This is a genomic window from Thermosynechococcus sp. GLH187 (assembly GCF_031583395.1).
GTDB lineage: Bacteria > Cyanobacteriota > Cyanobacteriia > Thermosynechococcales > Thermosynechococcaceae > Thermosynechococcus.
The window spans coordinates 2,179,246-2,200,318 of record NZ_CP134175.1; the positions used below are offsets into that span (position 1 = coordinate 2,179,246).

At 54.6% G+C, this 21,073-nt stretch carries 15 protein-coding genes; 12 read left to right on the forward strand and 3 right to left on the reverse strand.

The genetic code is table 11. From position 1 onward, the window contains the following. The first annotated feature begins 18 nt into the window (after window positions 1-18). Window positions 19-1,341 carry an ATP-dependent protease ATP-binding subunit ClpX gene (clpX, locus tag RHI63_RS10740; RefSeq protein WP_149819308.1) on the forward strand — a complete coding sequence of 441 codons (1,323 nt, stop codon included), beginning with the start codon at window positions 19-21 and terminating at the stop codon, window positions 1,339-1,341. On the opposite strand, the gene RHI63_RS10745 is transcribed toward clpX, so the two are convergent. After that, window positions 1,338-2,057 (reverse strand): SDR family oxidoreductase, encoded by a 720-nt coding sequence (locus RHI63_RS10745; RefSeq protein ID WP_310743035.1) that lies wholly within the window; start codon window positions 2,055-2,057, stop codon window positions 1,338-1,340. The two genes, clpX and RHI63_RS10745, sit on opposite strands and share 4 nt — an antisense overlap. Before the next feature lie 163 nt (window positions 2,058-2,220). Between RHI63_RS10745 and RHI63_RS10750 the strand changes: the two genes are divergently transcribed. From RHI63_RS10750 to RHI63_RS10770, 5 genes are all read left to right on the forward strand, one after another. After that, window positions 2,221-6,918: a translocation/assembly module TamB domain-containing protein gene (locus RHI63_RS10750; protein WP_310821576.1), complete on the forward strand. Its 4,698-nt coding sequence runs from the start codon at window positions 2,221-2,223 to the stop codon at window positions 6,916-6,918. Window positions 6,919-7,006: 88 nt separating this feature from the next. Then, window positions 7,007-9,289 carry a cache domain-containing protein gene (locus RHI63_RS10755; protein ID WP_206200148.1) on the forward strand — a complete coding sequence of 761 codons (2,283 nt, stop codon included), beginning with the start codon at window positions 7,007-7,009 and terminating at the stop codon, window positions 9,287-9,289. Window positions 9,290-9,298: 9 nt separating this feature from the next. Further along, window positions 9,299-9,976, forward strand: a complete 678-nt coding sequence (gene ubiE / locus RHI63_RS10760; protein ID WP_206200149.1) for a bifunctional demethylmenaquinone methyltransferase/2-methoxy-6-polyprenyl-1,4-benzoquinol methylase UbiE — start codon at window positions 9,299-9,301, stop codon at window positions 9,974-9,976. Window positions 9,977-10,172: 196 nt separating this feature from the next. Next, window positions 10,173-10,664 carry a universal stress protein gene (locus tag RHI63_RS10765; RefSeq protein WP_206200150.1) on the forward strand — a complete coding sequence of 164 codons (492 nt, stop codon included), beginning with the start codon at window positions 10,173-10,175 and terminating at the stop codon, window positions 10,662-10,664. Continuing rightward, window positions 10,621-11,253 carry a tRNA-(ms[2]io[6]A)-hydroxylase gene (locus RHI63_RS10770; protein ID WP_206200151.1) on the forward strand — a complete coding sequence of 211 codons (633 nt, stop codon included), beginning with the start codon at window positions 10,621-10,623 and terminating at the stop codon, window positions 11,251-11,253. The genes RHI63_RS10765 and RHI63_RS10770 overlap by 44 nt, the downstream gene beginning before the upstream one ends. Window positions 11,254-11,255: 2 nt before the next feature. Here the strand turns inward: RHI63_RS10770 and RHI63_RS10775 are convergent, their stop codons facing one another. Beyond that, entirely contained in the window at window positions 11,256-11,945 is a 690-nt protein-coding gene (locus tag RHI63_RS10775; protein ID WP_206200152.1) for a hypothetical protein, read from the reverse strand. A 198-nt stretch (window positions 11,946-12,143) separates the two neighbouring features. Between RHI63_RS10775 and rpe the strand changes: the two genes are divergently transcribed. Continuing rightward, window positions 12,144-12,839 (forward strand): ribulose-phosphate 3-epimerase, encoded by a 696-nt coding sequence (rpe, locus tag RHI63_RS10780; RefSeq protein WP_206200153.1) that lies wholly within the window; start codon window positions 12,144-12,146, stop codon window positions 12,837-12,839. Here rpe and thiO read toward each other — a convergent pair. Then, on the reverse strand, window positions 12,836-13,942 hold the full coding sequence (gene thiO / locus RHI63_RS10785; protein WP_206200154.1) for a glycine oxidase ThiO: 1,107 nt from the start codon (window positions 13,940-13,942) through the stop codon (window positions 12,836-12,838). The two genes, rpe and thiO, sit on opposite strands and share 4 nt — an antisense overlap. A gap of 176 nt (window positions 13,943-14,118) precedes the next feature. Here thiO and RHI63_RS10790 point away from each other — a divergent pair, with 176 nt between their 5' ends. The 5 genes from RHI63_RS10790 to RHI63_RS10810 all read left to right on the forward strand — a co-directional run bounded on the left by RHI63_RS10790 (window position 14,119) and on the right by RHI63_RS10810 (window position 21,071). After that, a complete protein-coding gene (locus RHI63_RS10790; RefSeq protein WP_310821577.1) occupies window positions 14,119-14,628 on the forward strand; it encodes a TIGR02652 family protein in 510 nt (169 codons plus the stop codon). A gap of 2 nt (window positions 14,629-14,630) precedes the next feature. Further along, window positions 14,631-15,617 carry a thiamine-phosphate kinase gene (gene thiL, locus RHI63_RS10795; protein WP_206201692.1) on the forward strand — a complete coding sequence of 329 codons (987 nt, stop codon included), beginning with the start codon at window positions 14,631-14,633 and terminating at the stop codon, window positions 15,615-15,617. Window positions 15,618-15,838: 221 nt separating this feature from the next. Continuing rightward, on the forward strand, window positions 15,839-19,258 hold the full coding sequence (locus tag RHI63_RS10800) for a phycobilisome rod-core linker polypeptide (protein WP_310821578.1): 3,420 nt from the start codon (window positions 15,839-15,841) through the stop codon (window positions 19,256-19,258). A gap of 250 nt (window positions 19,259-19,508) precedes the next feature. After that, entirely contained in the window at window positions 19,509-20,252 is a 744-nt protein-coding gene (gene rpaB / locus RHI63_RS10805) for a response regulator transcription factor RpaB (protein ID WP_149821735.1), read from the forward strand. Window positions 20,253-20,270: 18 nt separating this feature from the next. Continuing rightward, window positions 20,271-21,071: a hypothetical protein gene (locus tag RHI63_RS10810; RefSeq protein ID WP_310821579.1), complete on the forward strand. Its 801-nt coding sequence runs from the start codon at window positions 20,271-20,273 to the stop codon at window positions 21,069-21,071. Window positions 21,072-21,073: the final 2 nt, after the last annotated feature.

Sequence of the window (21,073 nt, forward strand, 5' to 3'; positions counted from 1 at the left end):
CAACCCTAGAGGTTCCCTATGGCCAAATATGATACCCACCTCAAGTGCTCCTTTTGTGGTAAGTCACAGGAACAGGTGCGTAAACTCATCGCCGGCCCTGGGGTCTATATCTGTGATGAATGCGTAGAACTGTGTAATGAAATCCTCGATGAGGAATTGGCCACCGTTCCCAATGCGGCGGCTCCCCGTCGAGACTCCACACCGTCGCGATCGCCCCGCAGCACACCCCGCAGTCGGCCCCTCAGCCAAGTGCCCAAGCCTCGGCAAATCAAGGAATTTCTTGATAAGCACGTGGTTGGCCAGCATGAAGCTAAGAAAATCCTCTCAGTTGCGGTCTATAACCACTACAAGCGCCTGAGTCTTTTGGATGGTGATCAGCGGGGCGATGACAACGTCGAACTGCAAAAGTCCAATATTCTCCTGATTGGCCCGACGGGTTCTGGCAAGACCCTCTTAGCTCAGACATTGGCGAAGCTCCTCGATGTTCCCTTTGCCGTTGCCGATGCCACTACCCTCACGGAAGCCGGCTATGTGGGGGAAGATGTGGAAAATATCCTGCTGCGCTTGCTGCAAACCGCCAATATGGATGTGGAGGAAGCACAACGGGGGATTATCTATATTGACGAGATTGATAAGATTGCCCGCAAAAGTGAAAATCCCTCAATTACCCGTGATGTGTCCGGGGAAGGGGTACAGCAGGCGCTGCTGAAGATGCTAGAGGGGACGATCGCCAATGTGCCGCCGCAGGGGGGGCGCAAGCATCCCTACCAAGACTGCATTCAAATTGACACGACGAATATCCTCTTTATCTGTGGGGGCGCCTTTGTTGGTTTAGAGAAAACCATTGAGCAGCGGGTGGGCAAGAAGGCAATGGGCTTTGTCCGCGATGGCGAACCCCTCCCCAAGGAAAAACGCTCTGCGGATATTCTCAAGCAACTGGAACCCCACGATCTGGTGAAGTACGGCATGATTCCAGAGTTCATTGGCCGTATTCCCGTGGTGGCCGTGCTAGAGCCGTTGGATGTGGCCGCCTTGGCAGAAATTCTTACCCAACCTCAAAACGCGCTCCTGAAGCAGTACCAAAAACTCATGCGCATGGACAGTGTGGAGTTGCGCTTTGAACCGGCGGCGGTAGAGGCGATCGCCCAAGAGGCCTACCGTCGTAAAACCGGTGCCCGTGCCCTGCGCGCCATTGTTGAAGAGATTATGCTGGACGTGATGTACGAACTGCCTTCCCGCAAAGACCTGCGCGAATGTACCATCACGCCCGAAATGGTGGAAAAACGCTCCACGGCTGAACTACTCCTGCATCCTTCTTCGCTGCCTACGCTTTCTGCTTAGAAGAAGACGTGGCTATCGGGCATCAAGCTCAACTCAAGGGGAACCGCATGGGGATCCGTTTCTAGGGTAGCGCGAATCAGACGGGCAACGGTGGCCGGTCGCAGCAGTTTCTGGCGATCGATTTTGAGGCTGACGGCATCCCAAAAGGGCGTATCCACACCGCCAAAGTAGAATAGACTAAAGCGAATACCATAGCGCTTGAGTTCTTCGGCCATACACTTGCTGAAGCCCACGACTCCAAATTTCGCAGCACAGTAGGCTGACCCCATCGCCATTGAATGTTTACCGAGGATACCGACAACGGTGCAGATGTGTCCCTGTTGTTGCTCTTTCATGAGTTCGGCAGCCTGTTGGCTGGTGTAAAAGCAACCCTTAAGGTTGAGATCCAACATCTGATCCAGTTCAGCCGCAGTAATTTTTTGATAGGGCTTGAGGAGGCCAGCCCCCGCCGCGTTGATCAATACATCGAGTCGTCCCTGCTCACTGCGGATGGCTTGCATTAATTCGCTCACTTGCGCCGGCTGGGTGATGTCACAGGGCTGAATTTGTACGGTGACTGAGGAGGGAAGCTGCTCTACCAAAGCTTGCAGGCGATCGCTCGAGCGAGCCGCTAAGACCAACTTGGCACCCGTTTCTTGGAGTTGCTCAACAACGGCTTGACCAATGCCACCTGTGGCACCCACCACTAACACCACACGATCTGCTAAGACACTCATTTTGTTACATTTCTTTACGTTCATCCTTTTATCCTAGCGTTTCTTGAATTGCCCAGAACCTACCCATCGCTTGGGCAATCAAATTTAGAAAGACGAGCCTTTGTTCTGCGTATTAGGATTGAGCTGTTAAGCGTCTTGCCTAGGTGTGACGGAGTTGGGATGAATGACGCAGCAACCACAACCCCCCTTTACCCTTTGGTCTCGTCAGTGGGGATGGAGAATGATTGCCTTGGTGGTGCTCGGTGGAACGCGGGCGTGGTGGTTTGTGCACTATGAATTGGCTCCTGAAATTGCCCAACAACTACAACAGCGTCTCAATCGGCCAGTGGAAATTGGCGACGTTGAGCACGTCGGGCTGAATGTTGTTCGTTTTGGCTCCTCAGCGGTTCCCAGCTACACGTCAGAAGATGGCACTCCCGAGTTGGACAACGCGCTAATCAATGGCATTGAAGTCGCCTTTAATCCATGGCAGCTTCTGACAGGTCAAAAACTAGATCTCGATGTGACTCTCCACCAACCCCAACTCACGGTGGTTCAGGATGCCCAAGGGCGGTGGTGGCGCACAGAAGTTCAGCTGCCAGAGGAGGAGCCGAGCTTTTTTCAACTGAATCAAATCAAGGTGAAGGTGCGGGATGGCTCTGTGCTGGTTCAACCCTTTCGGCGTCCTGCCTACCTGCTGTACCAAATTCATGGCGGATTGACCCTGACGCCCGATCGCCAGAATTTTGCCCTCGAAGGTCAAGCGGAGGGACAACTGGCCGGGGGTGGCCAATGGCGATTGCAGGGGGACTGGAACCAACCCCAAGAATCAGGACAACTGGATTTGCGCTTCAGTAAGATTCCCCTTGGGCTCGGGAATGAGATTCTGCCAGAGACCATTCGTGTCCAAGGCGGCCAATTGGAGGGGCAATTACGGGTTCGTCTGCCTTTACCAGAAACCCCCGAAGTCACGGGTCAAATTTGGTTGCGGGATGGTACTTTACGCACGGCCTTTGTGCCCCAAGACATCAAGGGATTACAAGCCCATGTGCAATTGCAGGGCAATCAGGCAAAGCTGCACTATTTGCGCGGGGCGATCGCCAATGTCCGCTGGCAGGCTCAAGGCACCGTCGGTCTCCGAAGCGGCTGGAACATTGAAGCGCAAGTGCCGAGGTTTGATCTCGCCCCTACCTTAACGGCCTTGCAGATTACGCCACCGGTTCCCCTGCGGGGTCAAGTGGAAGTTCCCACCCTTCGCGTGCAGGGGGATCTGGAGAATCCCCAAGTCATGGGTGAACTGCGCAGCCAAACGCCGCTCCAAGTGGATCAACTGCAACTGCAACAGGTACGGCTGCCGTTTATGGCGTCCCTTGAGCAAGGGGTTAGGCTGATGGAGGTTCGCGCCCAGTTGGTGGATGGCGGTGAGGTACAGGCAACGGTTGGGGTAGAACCCACGGGCGAGTTTCGTGGCCAAGCACAAGTGCAGCAGGTGAATCTGCAGGCGATCGCCCGCCGCTACGATGTGGCTCCGCCCGTGTCCCTAGGGGAGGGGTTTGCACAACTGGACTTTGGTGGTAATCTGCGTACCCCAGAGGCTTGGCAGGCCAATGCCGCCTTTCAACTACCGACGGCTCAGTATCCACTGCGGGGCACCGCCCGTCTGACGCAAACTCAACTGCTCGTTCCGGAGTTTCAAATGCAGTTTTTAGGGGGGCGTCTGCGGGGTCAAGTGCAAGCCGCCGCCGGTCAGTGGCAGTTGCAGGCTCAGGCTGAGAATATTCCCCTACGGCAGTTGAATCAAGAGTTACAAGGTCGTCTCAGTGGGCAGGCGATCGCCCAAGGACGGGTGGATCAACTAACGCTACCAGCGATTCGAGCTAGTGCCAATCTGCAAGTGGATCAAACCCCCACGGGTGATCCGCTGATTGCAGTTGTGAACTGGGATGGTCAGCAATTGCAAGTGCAAGAAGCCACCCTCGGTGCGATCCGCGCCCAAGGCACTATTGGTGTTGATTTAGCGGCCTTACAACCCACTGACATTCAATTGGGCATCCAAGCCAGAAATCTCCCCCTGAGTACCTTAAGCACTTTCTCGGAACCGAATCTCCCCGTTCCCCTCACCCTTGCAGGTACCACGTCCTTTCAAGGCCAACTCACAGGCCGCCTCGATAGGCTCCAGTTTCAGGGGGCACTGCTCACCCAAGGATTGGCGGTGAATGATTTGCGCTTTGCCCCTCAACTCACGGGCACGGTTACCTTGAGCCAACAACAGGGGGCAGCCCTCAATGTACAGGGGGGGGGCGATCGCTTGGCATTTCGTTTGGATGCCGATGGCTTACCCCGCTCACTGCTGGTTCAACGGCAACAGGCGCAACTGATCGGCCAGCGCCAAGGGGAGAGCTTTGATCTGCGTCTGCAGCAGTTTCCTGTGGAATCCCTGCGGTTACGGCTCCCGGAACTCCCCGAAAAAGCCATTCTCGCAGGAGTGGCCTCAGGCAATCTCCAGTTGCAAAATTGGACGAGGGGGCAGGGTAGTTTTACCGTAGAGCGACCGGGGTTAGGGGCATGGCGGGGCGATCGCCTGCAAGCGCAATTCCGTCTGAGTCGCGATCGCCTGACGATTCAATCCGGCCTTTTTACAAAAGGGGAAAGTCGCTATCAATTCACTGCCGATCTCCAGCCTCAACAATTGGGGGCGCAGTTGACGATTGCCCAAGGCAATTTAGCGGATTTAACGGGACTCGCCATCGTCCTCGGGATTGGCCAACCCACCGCTCGGGGGACTGCCGCAGATTTGGGCACACCCACCGCAGGGGAAGGTCTGCAAGTCTCACTGCTCACACAAATTCGCCGCCTTGCCGAAATTGAGATGCTACAAGCCCAAGCGGCTTTGGTGCGGCGGCCGGAGCTGCTGCCCCCCTTGGAGCAACTTCAGGGGACTTTTAATGGCCAAATCAATCTGAGTCAAACCCCGCAGTCGGGTCTGGTGGCCAGCTTTGATCTTAAGGGCGCCAATTGGCAGTGGGGAAATTACGCAGTTGATCAGTTTCTGAGTCGCGGTCGCTTTGCCCAAAATCAACTGGTGCTGACAACCCTCAATCTGCTTGTGAATGGTGGGCAATTAAACGTCAATGGCATTCTTGGCGGTAACCAGCAAAATGCCCAACTGCGGCTAGAGCAATTCCCTGTGAGTCTTGTGGCAAGTCTTTTACCGCCGGGGGTGGATGTGGAAGGTAAGGTGAATGCCCAAGCGGTGTTGACTGGCTCATGGCAGCAGCCCATTCTCGCCGGTGAGGCGACCCTTGCGGAGGGTCGGTTGAATCAACGTCCCTTGGAGGCAGCGAATGCCACATTCCGCTACGCCCAAAATCGTCTTGCCCTTCAGGCGATCGCCCGCTTGGATACGCCAGAACCGCTCATGGTGACAGGTTCGATTCCCTTGATCTATCCCCTTGACCCGCGACCCGTGGTGGATCCACAGTTAGCCCTAGATGTGAGTGTCAAGGATGAGGGATTGTCGTTGATCAACCTCTTTACCGATCAGGTGCAATGGCAACAAGGAAGGGGAGTTTTCCAAGCCCAACTGCGGGGAACGTGGGCGGAGCCGATGGTGAATGGCGTCCTGAGTGTGGATGATGCGGTGATTAAAACTCCTGCCTTTGAGGAACCGGTGACTAATCTCAGTGCACGGGTGCGCTTCGATCGCGATCGCCTGCGGGTGGATGGCATTCAAGGTCTCTTTAGCCAAGGGCAAATTACTATGGCAGGGGTGTTACCGATTCAGACGCCCTTGGTCCCCGATGATCCTGATGCTGCGACCCCCCTCACCGCGTCCTTGCGACGCTTGCAAGTGAATGCCGGCAATATCTATCGCGGCACCGTAGATGGCACCCTCGTGATTACGGATACGCTCCTGAGTCCTGATTTGGGGGGCAGTGTCCAACTCAGCCAAGGCCGCTTGGATTTAGGTGCCATCAATGGTTTGGTCAATGGCAATGGGTTAGCCACTCCTGCTGACAGTCCCTTTGAACCCCTAGCTTTTGATAACTTGGTAATTAATATCTCAGATGCCTTGCGGGTGACGCGATCGCCCGTTCTCAACCTAACGGCCACTGGCAGTTTAACCCTCAATGGGGGTCTCGATAGTCTCCAGCCTGACGGCAAAATTCGCCTCACAGGCGGGCAACTGAATCTGTTCACCACCCTCTTTTTGCTCCAGCGGCGAGCGGATAACTATGTGCTCTTTACCCCCGCCAATGGCTTAGATCCCGAACTCAACCTCACCCTTGCTGCCACTGCCACTGAAGTTTATACCCCCGGCACCGTGACGCGACTCTCCGATGCGGGTTCCCTCACAGCCACCAGTCTGGGAACATTGAACACCATTCGGATCACTGCCCGCATCAATGGTCGTGCCAGTCAATTGCAAACCAATTTGCCTGCGGTGCTTGAGCTATCCAGTACCCCTTCGCGCAGCACGACCGAACTCCTTGCCTTGATGGGCGGTGGTTCAATTGCGGATCTCAACCAAGTGGGGGGAGAAGCGGCGGTGGCCAGTCTTGCCGGATCAGCTCTTTTCAACAACCTACAGGCATTGATTGATCAGGCCACGGGTAACCGCACTTCCTTTCGGATGTTTCCAGCCGTCGTGCCCCCCGATCGCCAGGCCCAAAGCCAAGCCCCAACCCTTGCCCTAGGGGCTGAACTGGGTTTTCAAGTGAACAGTTTTACCTCGGTTTCCCTCTTGCAGTTGCTCACCGCTCCCAGTGATCCGACGCGCTTTAACCTTGGGTTTCAGGTGACAGAGCAGATTCGCCTTGGCGGACAGGTGAGCACCAGTGGTCAGGGCACAGGCTTTATTGAATTCCGTTACCGTTTTTAAGGTCGTCTAAGATCAATGTACTGCCAGCAACGCTCAAGCTTGGAAAGTAGCAATTGCGGCAGTTGCAGTAGCCTCGGTATCAATCTTGATGAAAAATTCCGCTAGAGCCTTATCTCAACGATTCTCGACCGCATGGCAGCGGTTAAGTCTGCGTTGGAAATTTACCTTGGCCTTGGCTCTTGTGGCGCTCTTTCCAGCCGTGATTATTACCGAAGCCCTGATTCAGGTCAGTAATCATAACTTCGATCGTCAACTTGAGCAGCAACTGCGCTCTAGCTTGCAGGATTTGCAGTGGGAAATTGATAACTTGGCCTATGAGTCTCGCATTCAAGCCCTCTTGATTGCCAATGGGATGTATGTGCAGCACGTGGGTCAACCCCTCACCCGTATGATGAATCCCTCCACTATCCGCGATCTGCTTGAGGAGGTGGATCCCACTGAGCGTCCCATGAATCTGATGCTGGTGAGCGATGCTAGTGGTCAGGTACTCGCCCAGCAAACAATGGTCTTGGCTAAAACGGGAGAGGCACTCCTCGACTTGACCCCCGAAACCCATTCCTACTATCGTCTCAGCTCACATCAAGCCAGCAGTATTGCTCACTTACCGATGTTTCAAGTGGCTCGCGATCGCCAGCAGATGATTAGCGGTCTGGTGCTCCTCAGTCGTGAGCAGTTACAAGAACTGGGCTTAGCCCAGCAGGCCAAGATCACATTGCGTCCTCAACCCATTGCAACTCTACCCGCCAAGCAACAGCCAGCCCCTGTGGGTACCTACCCCATTGCGGACGGCAATATTGGCTTACTGGCCTTTGCCGCAAAGCCTCTCTATGAAAACAACCAATTTCAGGGGCTAATTCTGACGGGCATTTTACTCAACAATATGCCGGATCTTGTGGATGCCACCACAGAATGGTCCACGGTAGATACGGTGGCAACAATTTTTGCCCAAGATTTGCGGATTGCCACCAATGTACCTTACACCGATGGTCAGACTCGCGCCCTTGGTACCCGCGTTGCTCGCGAAGTGGCCACTCAAGTGCTCAATCAGGGCAAAACGTTTTTCGGCACAACTGACATTTTGGGTTCTCCCTATGTAACGATCTACAGTCCATTGCAGGACTTTCGCCAGCAGCTCGATTTGCCGCATCCACCGCCCATTGGTATCGCCTTTGTGGGGAAGTCCCAAGCGTGGATTCATACCATGACCACCCAGAAACGGTTGGTGGCCTTTGCCATTACCCTTGGTGCCCTGTTGTTGGCCAGTGTTTGGGCCTATCTCACGGCCAATGCCATTGTCAAACCCATTCAATCCTTGGCGACTTCGACCCGCCGCGTGCAGGCAGGCGATTTGACGACACTGGTGCAGGTGCACTCCCTTGATGAGGTGGGGGAACTGGCCAATGCCTTTAATGCCATGATGCGCCAGTTGCGGATCTCTTTTGAGGAGTTAGCCCAGAAAAACCACTCCCTTGAGCAGATTCGTGATGAACTGCTTGAGGCCAATGAACAGTTTGAGGCGGTACTCAATGCTGTACCGGGTACGATCTCGTGGATTAATGCCGAGGGCATCTATAAGGGGGTGAATCGCAAGTTGGCAGAAACCTTGAATTTGCCACCAGAGGCGTTTATTGGTCGTCCCTTGGGCTTTTTGCGTGAGGATAGAGAGTTGGCAGCCTTTATGCAGGAGTTTGTGGATTCTCCCGATCAATTTGCCTCACGCGTGATCTCCGTTAAGCGCAATGGTCAAACCGCATTTTACCTCGTGGCTTTGCAAAAATACATGCAGGGTACCCATACGGTTGCCGTCGGTATTGATATTAGCGATCGCATTCGCGCCGAGGAAGCACTGCGCATTGCTGAGGAAAACTACCGCAGTATTTTTGAGAATGCCCTTGAGGGGATTTTTCAGGCGTCAACAGAAAATCGGTTTATTCGGGTCAATGCCGCCATGGCCAGAATTTTTGGCTTTGACTCTCCTGAAGAAATGGTGCAGAGCGTCACCAGTATTCCCGACCAAATCTATGTGGAAGCCAGCACCCGTGATGAGATTCTGAATCATTTTGCGACTGGAGGAACAACGGGACATTTTGAATTCAAGGCCTATCGGCGCGATCGCCAGATCATCTGGGTCGAATTGGATATGCGGGCGGTCTGGGATGCCGAGGGCAAGATTCTCTACTATGAAGGATTGGTGCAGGACATTACTGAGCGCAAACAGCGTGAGCAAGCGATGCAGCAGCAAATCGAAGAGCTAAGGGTGGAAATTGATCACGAAAAACGGCGGCAGCAGGTGGCAGAAATTACCGAAACGGAGTACTTTCAGCAATTACGCCGTGAGGCGAACTATTTGCGTCAGCGTCGCCAGCGCTAAGGCTAAACCATGACCGATATCCAAGCCCTGTTTGAGCGCATTGCCCCCCTCTACGATCGCCTCAATGATCAACTGAGCTTTGGCCTTCACCATGTCTGGAAGCAAATGGCCGTGGACTGGCTCGAACTGCCTGCAGGGGCAACGGCTTTGGATCTCTGCTGTGGCACGGGGGATTTGAGTCGTGTGCTGGCGCGGCGGGTGGGGCGGCAGGGGCGGGTGGTGGGGTTGGATTTTGCGGCGGCACCCTTGGCGATCGCCCGTCAACGCAGTTGCCATTACCCGCAAATTGAATGGCTTCAGGGGGATGCTTTGGCTGTGCCCTTTGCAGATCAAACCTTTCAAGGAATCACCATGGGCTATGGGCTGCGCAATGTCGTGGATATTCGCCAAGCTCTCAGGGAAATGTTTCGGCTGCTGATTCCCGCTGGGCGAGTCGCCATTCTTGACTTTAGCCATCCCCAAACCCCCGCACTCCAGCAATTTCAGCAATGGTACTTGCAACAGTGGGTGGTGCCCACCGCCCGTCAGTATGGCTTGGCCGCAGAGTATGACTATTTGTGGCCGAGTATTCAGGCTTTCCCCAGCCCAGCCACCCTCTGTGCTCTAATTCAAAACGTGGGTTTTCAGCACGTGAAACACTATCCCCTCTTGGGCGGGCTAATGGCGATTACTGTTGCGCAAAAGTAATCTATGTTACAAAATGTAGGTTTTAGCCCCGTGGGAATCCTCTAAGCTAGAGATAGAGCCTTTTTCTATTTTTTGATGAACAGTTGAGGAGTCAGGAGTGAGATTCGCTTTTAGGAATAGGAATGGGTTTGGGCAGTCTTGAGCAGGACTCCATGACTGTGAAAAAGGCGGTAGGCAAATTGGAGGGCAGGGCGTTATGTACAAAAAAATTCTCGTTGCCGTTGACGACAGTGAACTGGGAGAACAGGTCTTTCAAACGGCGCTGGATTTGGCACAGCACTACCAAGCCCGCATGATGCTCATTCATGTCCTTTCACCCACCAATGAATCCTATCCTGACCCCATCTTTACCACCCCCTTCGCTTCCGGGGTCTATGTGGGACTCCATGAGGAAGTGATGCGTACCTATGCCGAGCAGTGGGAAAACTTTGAGCAAAAAGGTTTGGATATGCTGCGCAATCTCACCCAAATTGCCACTGAAAAAGGGGTGCCCACAGAATTTACCCAAGCCTTAGGGGATGCGGGTCGAGCCATTTGTGATCTGGCCAAAGATTGGGAAAGTGATTTGATTGTGCTGGGGCGGCGGGGTCTCAAGGGCTTGAGCGAGTTCTTCCTTGGCAGTGTCAGCAACTATGTGCTCCACAATGCCCCCTGTTCTGTGCTCACCGTTCAGCGCCGCCGTGATTGAGACGCCCGTTCGCATTAAGTTTCTTGTGCAACCCACCCGTGCCGATTGGGTGGTGCAGGCGATCGCTCACTTGGATACGATTTTGCTCGATCACTCCCACTGTGAGCGCAAAGCGGCTGGCGTAGCTATCAATCTCATGTTTCGCTATCCTTCCCACAAGCGATTGGTAGATGCCCTCACCGATATTGCCCAAGAGGAACTCGATCACTTCCGTCAAGTCAATCAGCAACTGGAACGCCGCCACATTGCCCTTGCCCCCCTCAGTGCACCCCCCTACGCCTCTCGCTTGAATGCCGCTGTCCGCCCGCAGGAACCCGATCGCTTTCTCGATACCCTATTGGTTTGCGCGTTGATTGAAGCTCGCAGCCATGAGCGGTTGCAACTGTTGGCTCAGCATTGCCCAGATCGGGAGTTAGCAGAATTTTTTGCCAGCCTTGTGACCTCTGAGGCACGCCACTATGGCACCTATTGGTACTTGGCCTATGAGTCCTTTGGTCAAGAGGTGGTGGCAGAGCGATTGCAGCAGTTGGCTGTCCTTGAGAGTGAGATTCTCAGCACGCCCTACCCCTTGCCTCGTATGCACAGTTAGCCTTAGATAGTGGGTGGCGTTGCCTCTTGCGCAGTGGTGGGCTGACCGACCGTAAGGCGCACCGTTTGACCAAATTGCTCCAAAATAACTGCGGGTGTGGTGTCATAGGCATCAATGGCGCGCACAAGCACATTGCCAGCGATCGTATCCCCCACCTGCACCGTACGGGTGACATTCTCTTTGGGCGAGCGAATAATTGCCTGTAGGCGACCATTTACGGCAGCCACACCAAAAACCTTCACCGCTTGGGCATCCACTGGAGGCGGCAGGGGTGATGGGGTGGGTGGAATGGCGGCAGCGGGAGTACCTGTTCCATTAGCAGCTGTTTGAGGAGAACCGTTACCCGCATTACCCGTAGCGGCGGGCGCACCGTTTGGCGTTTCACCCTTGGGAGCTTCGTTCCTGTTGGGGGGAAGCAGCGGGGCGAAGGGATTGGCACGACCGACATCTGCCAGTTCCTCAAGGTAGGTTTTAGGGTTGGTAGGAGGAATTAATGCTGCAACCGCAGATGCGGTGACACTGGGAGGTTCGGGTTCAAGGTCTGGGGCAGCTGCTGCCGGTGGCGCCACCGCTTGATTGGGTTGATTGGTAGGGTCTATTTCGACTTCAGTGACGATAAAGCCACAGCCGCTCATGCCTGAGGCCAGCAACCCAATGGCAATGGTGATGATCGTGGCGCGCTGTTTCAACATTTGGTGTCTCACCTTTGGCTGATGATATTGGTGGTGCAGACGAACTCTATTGTTGCCTACTATAAAATGTACCGTTGGTCTGCAGTGGCTATGCATAGGCACTTGCCAAAGTGGTCTGGGTGGTGGAGAGTTGCTGTGGGGGCGATCGCTCGGTACACTGAAAAACAATTGTAACGTTATTTACGGAATGAATCGGTCATGAGTGCTAAGCCCGTCGTGATTGCTCCCTCCATTCTCTCTGCGGACTTCAGTCGTTTGGGTGAAGAAATCCAAGCGGTGGATCGGGCGGGAGCCGACTGGATCCATGTCGACGTCATGGATGGTCGTTTTGTTCCCAATATCACGATTGGGCCATTGGTTGTTGAGGCAATTCGCCCCTTGACCCAAAAGCCCCTCGATGTGCACTTAATGATCGTTGAGCCAGAAAAATACGTGGCGGATTTTGCCAAAGCGGGGGCGGATATTATCTCTGTCCATGCGGAACACAACGCCTCGCCTCACCTGCATCGCACCCTCTGTCAAATTCGGGAACTGGGTAAACAGGCGGGGGTAGTGCTCAACCCCTCTAGCCCTCTTGAACTCATTGAGTACGTCCTTGATGTCTGTGATCTCGTGCTGATTATGAGTGTCAACCCTGGCTTTGGCGGCCAGAAATTTATTCCAGCGGTTTTGCCAAAAATTCGGCGGCTACGGCAGCTGTGCGAAGAGCGCGGTTTAGACCCATGGATCGAAGTGGATGGCGGTCTCAAGGCGGACAATACGTGGCAAGTTCTCGAAGCCGGTGCCAATGCCATTGTGGCCGGTTCAGCGGTCTTCAAGGCACCGGATTACGCAGCAGCGATCGCGGGCATCCGCCATAGCAAACGTCCTAGTCCTGAGTTGGTGACGGCCTAGGCACTGGCTGCCGACGGAGTTTGAAATCGCTGCCACGAAAAGGCTTTCAGGTGGCGATCGCCCGTCCGATGCAAAATCAAGTTGGCCATCAGCTTCGCTGTAATCGGGGCAAGTAAAATGCCATTACGGTAATGCCCCGTGGCCAAGTAAAGATTCGCCGCTGGCCCTTCCCCCAAAATCGGTAAATCATCGGGGGTGGCTGGACGATAGCCCCACCACGTATCAATCACCTCGTAACTGGCCAACTCTGGAATAACGGCGGTGGCACGATTCAGCAGTGCTTGCAGGCCAGCAACCGTAGTTCCCTCTTGGAAACCCACATCCTCACTGGTGGCACCCACCACCACTTTGCCAGAGCGACGCGGCACGAGATAGAGTTGATCGCCAAAGATCACATGGTTCAGTAGGGGTTGCCCCGGCGGTTTTAGGGCTAACATTTGCCCCTTGCGGGGGGTGACGGGTAGGGGAAGTAGGCTTTGTGCCCATGCGCCTGTGGCCAGAATGTAAATCCCCGCAGACCAACGCCCGCGATCGCTCTCCAAGGCTGTAATTTCCCCTTGGGGGGTTTGCTGAAACCGCTGGACACTAATGCCCTCAATCACTTCGATTCCTAGAATGCGAGCGGCACTCACCAAGACCTTAGCCAAGTTGCGCGTATTCACCTGCCCATCTTGGGGAAACCACCAAGCCCCTAGCACACTCTCCGCAAAGCCCGGTTGATAGTTCCCAAGTTCAGATGCATCGAGCCAGCGGCTGTCGGGTTCCATAGGGTGGGCGCGATCGCGCTGCCGCTCATCGGTCACGGGTGCCAAAATACCACAGAGCCAGTAGCCCGCATCCATGCCCGTCAGTTGCTCAAGCTTATCAATCCAGCTGGGATAGAGATTGCGGCTCGCCGTACACAAATTCCACATGGCGCCTGCGGGCAAGCCTTCTGCTTGGGGGGCTAACATTCCCGCTGCGGCATGGAGCGCTGCTTCCCGAAACTGGCGGCTGAGAACGGTGGGTCGTGCCCCCCGCAATGCCAATTCGATGGCGATCGCCAGCCCCATGGTGCCGCCACCAATAATCAAAATGTCCCGCTGTTCATCCCCAAGGATCATTCTTGACGCTTCAATCCCAATTTACACATTTCTTTATCTTGGCATCTGCCACCCCTTAAGGGTAGCCCAAACCACCCACTTGAGGGGGAACGGCGCCTTGTTTTCCGCTCCTGAAGTCAACTCGTTATAATAAGGGCGATCGCGGTGGATTTGCTGCCGCTGTGTGGTAACTGTCCATGATCTCATCCGGCTCTCACTACCCGATCTTTGGTCCTGAAATTCGTTGTCCCCACTGTCGGCAAGTCATTCCCGCCCTGACCCTCACCGATACGTACCTGTGCCCGCGCCACGGTCCTTTTGAAGCTGATGCCAAAACGGGGGAATTAATGCACCTACAATCCGGCCGCATTTGGCGCCTCTGGAACGGCGAATGGTATCGCCAGCACACCCACCCCGACGGGATTCGCTTTGAAATTCACGATGCCCTCGATCGCCTCTACACCCAAGGCTACCGTGCCACCAAAGTCATTATTGCCGAACGCTATCGCGACCTCTTTTGTGCTTACCTAGAGCGGAACACACCTTGGCGTGGTGCCACCGATCCCCAAATGCTGCGCCTCTTTGGTTTGCCCGTTGAGTTTAGCCCCCCCGCTAGCCAAGAGGAGCGCTGGGATGTGATTAACTTTGATCTCGAAAAAGAACCCGGCGCCCCCATTCGCCCCCCCTATTTTCGGATGTTTGACTAGTGATGCTCACCCTCACCGACTGTGGCGAACTGGAATTGATTGAGCGCCTGCGCCCCTATTGCCACAGGGAATTGATTGGCGATGATGCCGCGGTTCTGTCGCTACCCCTTGGGGAGCAACTGATTGTCAGTACCGATGTCCTAGTGGAGGGGGTGCACTTTAGTTTAGGCATGGGCGATACCCCTGTGACCATGACGCCAGTGGATGTGGGCTGGCGATCGCTGGCCGCCAATTTATCCGACCTTGCAGCCATGGGGGCATTGCCCTTGGGGTTAACGGTGGGTCTCGCGGCACCGCGCAACTGTCCTGTGGCAACAATTGAGGAGATTTATCAAGGCATGGCCGCCTGTTGTCAGGCCTATGGCACCAGCATTATCGGTGGTGATACCTGTCGCTCTAGCGTTCTCAGTCTCAGCATCACCGTCTTGGGCAGTGCGCCGCCAGAACGGATTATTTATCGCGATCGCGCCCGGGTGGGGGATGTCATTGTCGTGACGGGGGTTCATGGTGCCTCCCGCGCTGGTCTCGAGTGCCTTTTGTATCCGCAGTGGGCCAGTACTGTGTCCGCAGAACTACGGCAAGCGTGGATCCAAGCCCATCAACGCCCTCAACCTCGATTGGATATTGTGCAATGGCTGCGCCAACAGGTGCCCCCGCCGCGTCTTGCTGGCATGGATAGCAGTGATGGCCTCGCGGCAGCTGTCTTGCAACTCTGTCAAGCCAGTGGGGTGGGTGCGATTCTTTGGGCAGAGCAAATTCCGATGGTGGGCTATAGCGATCGCCCGCAGGCCTTGAACTGGGCACTCTATGGCGGTGAAGATTTTGAACTGGTGTTGTGCCTTGCCCCAGACTTGGCTCAAGAACTTTGTAGGGCAGCGGGTGAGCAAGCCGCCATTGTTGGGGAAATGATTCCTGAAAAGAGAGTGCAACTCAAGCTCAATGGTGAATTATTGCCCCTGCAGCCCGATCAACTTTTTCAGCACTTTTAGGCGATCGGTTGAGTGGGCGAATTAGTTGCCTGAAGCAGGCATGGGTGTTGAGGTCGGGCACCGCCGTCAAGGAATATTACAAAAATTCATAAAGCTTAGGGGCGATCGCCGATAAATCCCCATAAATTTATACATTTCTTAAAAAAATACCGAGCTACCCCCGAATCGTTCTAATCTAAGTTAGCGCGTTAACTAAAAGTAAAGGGAGCCTCTTAGTAACCATGGTTGTCAAAGCAAGTGGTGGAAGCTCGGTTGCCCGCCCGCAACTTTATCAAACAGTCCCCGTTTCAACGATTATTCAAGCCGAACAGCAGGATCGCTTCCTGAATCGGGGTGAGCTGGATGAACTCGCTGTTTATCTGCGCTCTGGGGCAAAACGCCTTGAAATTGCCACCACCCTCACCCGCAACGCCGACATCATTGTTTCCCGTGCTGCCAACCGCATCTTTGTCGGTGGTTCCCCCATGGCCTTCCTCTCCCGTCCCCAAACTGCAGAAGCCCCCCAATTCACCACTGGGGCAAGGGGCGAAGCCATTGACATGAAAGAAGCCATGAAGTTGGGAACCGCAACCTATGTGGACACCCGTGGTGGATTCCTAGAGGGCTTGCGCTCCGTCTTTAGTGCCTCTGGTGGTGGTGCACCCGTGGGCTTCAAGCCGATCAACATTGCCCGCTATGGCCCTGCCCGCATGGAAAAATCCCTGCGCGACTTGGATTGGTTCCTGCGCTATACCACCTATGCCATTGTGGCTGGCGATCCCAACATTCTGGCGGTGAATACGCGCGGCTTGCGGGAAATTATTGAGGCTGCTTGCTCCACTGATGCCACCATTGCTGCCCTACAGGAAATGCGGCGGGCGGCTCTTAGCTACTTTGAAAAAGACGCCGAAGCCAAGGGCATTGTGGAAACCTACTTTGAAGTTCTGATCAACGAATTTATTGCCCCTGCCCCCTCCGATAAAGTGCGGCAGCGCAACTCCACGGATCTTCAAGGTCTGCAACTACCCCAGATTTACTTCAATGCCGCCGAACGCCGTCCCAAATTTGTGATGAAGCCGGGGCTATCCGCTGCCGAGAAAAACGAAGTGGTCAAAGCCGCCTATCGGCAAATCTTTGAACGCGACATCTCCCGTGCCTACGGCTTGGGCATCTCTGACCTAGAATCCAAGGTGAAAAATGGCTCCATCTCGATGAAGGAGTTCATCCGCCAACTGGCCAAATCGCCCCTCTATCGCAAAAACTTCTACGAACCCTATATCAACAGCCGTGCCCTCGAACTGGCCTTCCGCCATATTTTGGGTCGTGGGCCTTCGAGCCGTGAGGAAGTGCAAACCTACTTTGCCATTATTTCCAAAGGGGGTCTTCCAGCCTTAGTGGATGCCCTTGTGGATTCCAAGGAATACAGCGACTACTTTGGTGAAGAGACGGTGCCCTATCTGCGGGGTCTGGGTCAAGAGGCTCAAGAGTGCCGCAACTGGGGTGCCCAACAGGATCTCTTCAAGTACAGTGCTCCCTTCCGTAAAGTCCCGCAATTCATCACCACCTTTGCCGCTCAGGATCAGCCGCTGCCGGATCAACACCCCTACGGTGCGGGCAACGATCCCTTGGAAATTCAGTTTGGCGCCATCTTCCCGAAAGAGAAGAAAAATCCCAATGCTCGCCCCCAACCCTTCAACAAAGACACCCGCCGCATTCTCATTACGCGCGGGCCGGGGATCAACAATCAGGTGAGCAATCCCGCAGCGCGTGGGGTCGCCCCCGGCAGCCTAGGGCCAAAAGTCTTCAAACTGGATCAGCTTCCCAGCATCAATGCCCGCATTGGCAAACGCTCGATCGCCACGGGCGGCGACAGTGTCAAATTTGCTGAAAGTTCGACCCAGCGGGTGATTCGTGCCGCTTATCTGCAAGTCTTTGGCCGCGATGTCTATGAAGGGCAGCGCCAAAAAGTGGCCGAGATCAAACTGGAAAACGGTGAAATCTCTGTGCGTGAATTTGTGCGGATTTTGGCCAAGTCAAACCTCTTCCGCAGCCTCTACTGGACACCGCTATACGTTACGAAGGCGATTGAATATATTCACCGTCGCCTCTTGGGTCGTCCCACCTATGGTCGCCAAGAGATGAATGCCTACTTCGACATTGCCTCGAAGAAAGGTCTCTATGGCTTGGTGGATGCGATCATTGACAGCCAAGAGTACAGCGAAGCCTTTGGTGAAGATACGGTGCCCTACGAGCGCTACATTACGCCCCAAGGCTTGGCTCTGCGATCGCTCCGCGCTGGCACGATTGGTGAAACTGGCGTACCCCCTGAAAAAGAAGAAACACCTCGCTTTGTCGAACTGGGGGCGGTGACCGAACTGCGAACCGAGCCAGCAATTCAGTTCCGTGCCAATCAAGGGGTGAGCAAGCGCCGCGACCAAACCAAGGTCTTTAAGCTCACAGATCTCAATGACAAGCAAAATCTGCAACTAGTGATTCAGGCGGCCTATCGTCAGGTCTTTGAGCGGGATGTGGCGCCCTACATTGTCCGCGATGAATTTACTGCCCTTGAATCGAAGCTCAGCAACGGCGAGATCACCCTCAAGGAGTTTATCGAGGGCTTGGGTTGCTCGGAACTCTATCAGAAGGAGTTCTACACCCCCTACCCCAACACCAAGGTGATCGAACTGGGCACCAAGCACTTCTTGGGTCGGGCGCCCCTTGATCAAGCGGAAATTCGCCGCTACAACCAAATTCTGGCCACCCAAGGCTTAAAGGCCTTTGTCCAAGCCCTCGTCAGTAGTGCTGAATACGCTGAAGCCTTTGGTGAGGATACGGTGCCCTATCGTCGCTTCCCCACCCTGCCGGCGGCCAACTTCCCCAACACTGAGAAATTGCACAATCAACTCACGAAGCAAAGTGATGCGATTGTCGTGCCCAGCTTCGCACCCGTGAAACCTCGCCTCGATAACACGAAGCTGCCGCTCCTCAGTCGGGCGATCGCCGAGCAAGAGGCCAAAGCGCGTCAAGCGGATCCCAGCAAACCCCGCTTTATCGAATTGGGACGCTCCTTCCGCAATGGCGATGGTCAATCGGTGGAAGTGGGGGTCGGTACCAGCCGTCGCCGTCCTGCTCGCATTTTCCGCATGACCGTGGGTGCCCCTAGTGCTGAAGTGGAACTGCTGATCAATGCCATCTACTGCCAAGTGATGGATGTCTTCAGTGGCCAAGTGCCCAGCCAGTTCCGGCGCCCTGATCTCGAGAGCCGCCTGCGCAACGGTGAAATTACCGTCCGCGAGTTTGTGCGTACCTTGGCCAGCTCGGAGATCTATCGCAACCGCTTCTACACCCCCTATCCCAACACCAAGGTGATTGAATTCCTCTTCCGTCACCTCCTCGGTCGCGCCCCGGCCACCCAAGCGGAAATTCGCCAATACAACAAAATCTTGGCGGATCAAGGCCTCAAGGCTGCTGTCGAAACGATGGTGAATAGCCCTGAGTACAGCCGCTACTTTGGCGAAGATGTCGTGCCCTACAAACGCTTCCCCACCCTGCCAGCGGGCAACTACATTGGCAGTGTCAAGGCCGATGCCGACTTGGTGAAGCAGTCTTGGTCAAGCCTCTCGCCCTCGTTGGTGGGGATTCAGCCAAGCCACCGCGACTAGGGAACGCTGCCACTAACCACTGGTGAATCAATACACTAGCGGATGCTCTTGCAGGGGTGTCCGCTTTTTTTCTCGACAAGACCACATTAAAATATCTTAAAGATTCTCAATTCTGAAAAATCGGCAAAATCCTGTCCTAGTGAGGGCTGGGAGTCTTTCTATAGCCAGTAAAAAAATGATAGAGTACAAAAAATTCACATTTTAATTTCTTATCCATTACTGTTCTCATTGAGTAGGAGTGTCCGTTACTTTGGAGAGCCACAAAGAAAAGATACTCGTTGTTGATGATGAAGCGAGTATTCGCCGCATTTTAGAAACTCGGCTGTCAATGATTGGCTATACCGTCGTCACTGCTGCCGATGGCGAGGAAGCCCTGACCACATTTCGGCAGGAGCAGCCAGATTTAGTAGTGCTTGACGTGATGATGCCCAAACTCGATGGCTATGGCGTCTGTCAAGAACTGCGCAAAGAATCCGATGTCCCCATCATTATGCTCACTGCCCTTGGCGATGTCGCCGATCGCATTACAGGGCTGGAACTGGGCGCCGATGATTATGTGGTCAAGCCCTTTTCCCCCAAGGAGTTGGAAGCCCGCATTCGCTCGGTGCTGCGACGCATTGAAAAAACCAGCACCTCTGGTATCCCTAGCTCTGGGGTGATTCAGGTGGGCAATATTCGCATTGATACCAACAAGCGCCAAGTCTATAAGGGGGATGAGCGCATTCGCCTCACGGGTATGGAATTTATGCTCTTGGAATTGCTGGTGGGACGCTCGGGGGAACCCTTCTCACGGGGAGAAATTCTCGAGCAGGTGTGGGGCTACACGCCAGAACGCCATGTGGATACGCGGGTGGTGGATGTCCACATTTCCCGCTTGCGGGCTAAGCTAGAGGAAGACCCCAGTAATCCAGAATTAATTTTGACAGCACGGGGAACAGGCTATCTCTTTCAGCGGATTACTGAACCGGGAGAAGCAAGCAACAAAAATTCTTAACTGGCTTGAGGGTGGGCCATGCTTCAAAAACGCTGGCGCTGGTCAGAAGCTGTGGGTCTAGGTCTGACGGTTGTGGCCTTGAGCATTATTGCCTTTATGCAGCAGGATGCCCTGCGTCAGTTACAGGCTCAAACGGGAGAACAATTCACTGATGCTGAATATGAGCGCCAGAATGCCCAGACCATTACACAGATGCGGCTTTTGGCAAATCTCCCTTCCTTTGGTTTTGACAATTTAGTTGCCGATTGGGCGTTTTTGCAATTTTTGCAGTTTTTTGGTGATTCCGCTGCCCGCCAAGTCACGGGTTACGACGATGCACCTGCTTTCTTTGAGGTGATTATCGCTAAAGACCCCCGCTTTGCCCCAACCTATCCCTATCTTTCAACGGCAATTACGGTGTATGCAGGACAGCCGCAAACCTCTGTGGCCTTGATGGATCGGGGTCTGGCAGCGATGGATCCTGCCTATCAACCGACAGCTTACTTGGCATGGGTATTTCGGGCGATGGATGAATTGCTCTTTTTGGGCAAGGGGCAAGCGGCAGCAGAGTCCTACGATCGCGCGGCGGCTTGGGCAGAAATGAATCCAGATCCACAAGTCCGCGCCGCAGCAGAGTATTATCGCTCGTTGGCACAAACCCTACGGCGGGATCCCGATAGTCGGATGGCACAGATCAATGCCTGGATTTGGGCACTGGTGAATGCGGTCAGCGATCGCTCGCGACAAACGGCCATCGAGAATATTGAACGTCTAGGAGGTAAGGTCTCACGGCTGCCTGACGGCACTTGGCAAATCCGCCATCCTGAAGATCTGCGGTAACG

Excerpts from the sequence above, each read along its gene's own strand:
- clpX (WP_149819308.1), top strand. The coding sequence starts at position 19 with ATGGCCAAATATGATACCCACCTCAAGTGCTCCTTTTGTGGTAAGTCA.
- RHI63_RS10745 (WP_310743035.1), bottom strand. The coding sequence starts at position 2,057 with ATGAGTGTCTTAGCAGATCGTGTGGTGTTAGTGGTGGGTGCCACAGGT.
- RHI63_RS10750 (WP_310821576.1), top strand. The coding sequence starts at position 2,221 with ATGACGCAGCAACCACAACCCCCCTTTACCCTTTGGTCTCGTCAGTGG.
- RHI63_RS10755 (WP_206200148.1), top strand. The coding sequence starts at position 7,007 with ATGAAAAATTCCGCTAGAGCCTTATCTCAACGATTCTCGACCGCATGG.
- ubiE (WP_206200149.1), top strand. The coding sequence starts at position 9,299 with ATGACCGATATCCAAGCCCTGTTTGAGCGCATTGCCCCCCTCTACGAT.
- RHI63_RS10765 (WP_206200150.1), top strand. The coding sequence starts at position 10,173 with ATGTACAAAAAAATTCTCGTTGCCGTTGACGACAGTGAACTGGGAGAA.
- RHI63_RS10770 (WP_206200151.1), top strand. The coding sequence starts at position 10,621 with ATGCCCCCTGTTCTGTGCTCACCGTTCAGCGCCGCCGTGATTGAGACG.
- RHI63_RS10775 (WP_206200152.1), bottom strand. The coding sequence starts at position 11,945 with ATGTTGAAACAGCGCGCCACGATCATCACCATTGCCATTGGGTTGCTG.
- rpe (WP_206200153.1), top strand. The coding sequence starts at position 12,144 with ATGAGTGCTAAGCCCGTCGTGATTGCTCCCTCCATTCTCTCTGCGGAC.
- thiO (WP_206200154.1), bottom strand. The coding sequence starts at position 13,942 with ATGATCCTTGGGGATGAACAGCGGGACATTTTGATTATTGGTGGCGGC.
- RHI63_RS10790 (WP_310821577.1), top strand. The coding sequence starts at position 14,119 with ATGATCTCATCCGGCTCTCACTACCCGATCTTTGGTCCTGAAATTCGT.
- thiL (WP_206201692.1), top strand. The coding sequence starts at position 14,631 with ATGCTCACCCTCACCGACTGTGGCGAACTGGAATTGATTGAGCGCCTG.
- RHI63_RS10800 (WP_310821578.1), top strand. The coding sequence starts at position 15,839 with ATGGTTGTCAAAGCAAGTGGTGGAAGCTCGGTTGCCCGCCCGCAACTT.
- RHI63_RS10810 (WP_310821579.1), top strand. The coding sequence starts at position 20,271 with ATGCTTCAAAAACGCTGGCGCTGGTCAGAAGCTGTGGGTCTAGGTCTG.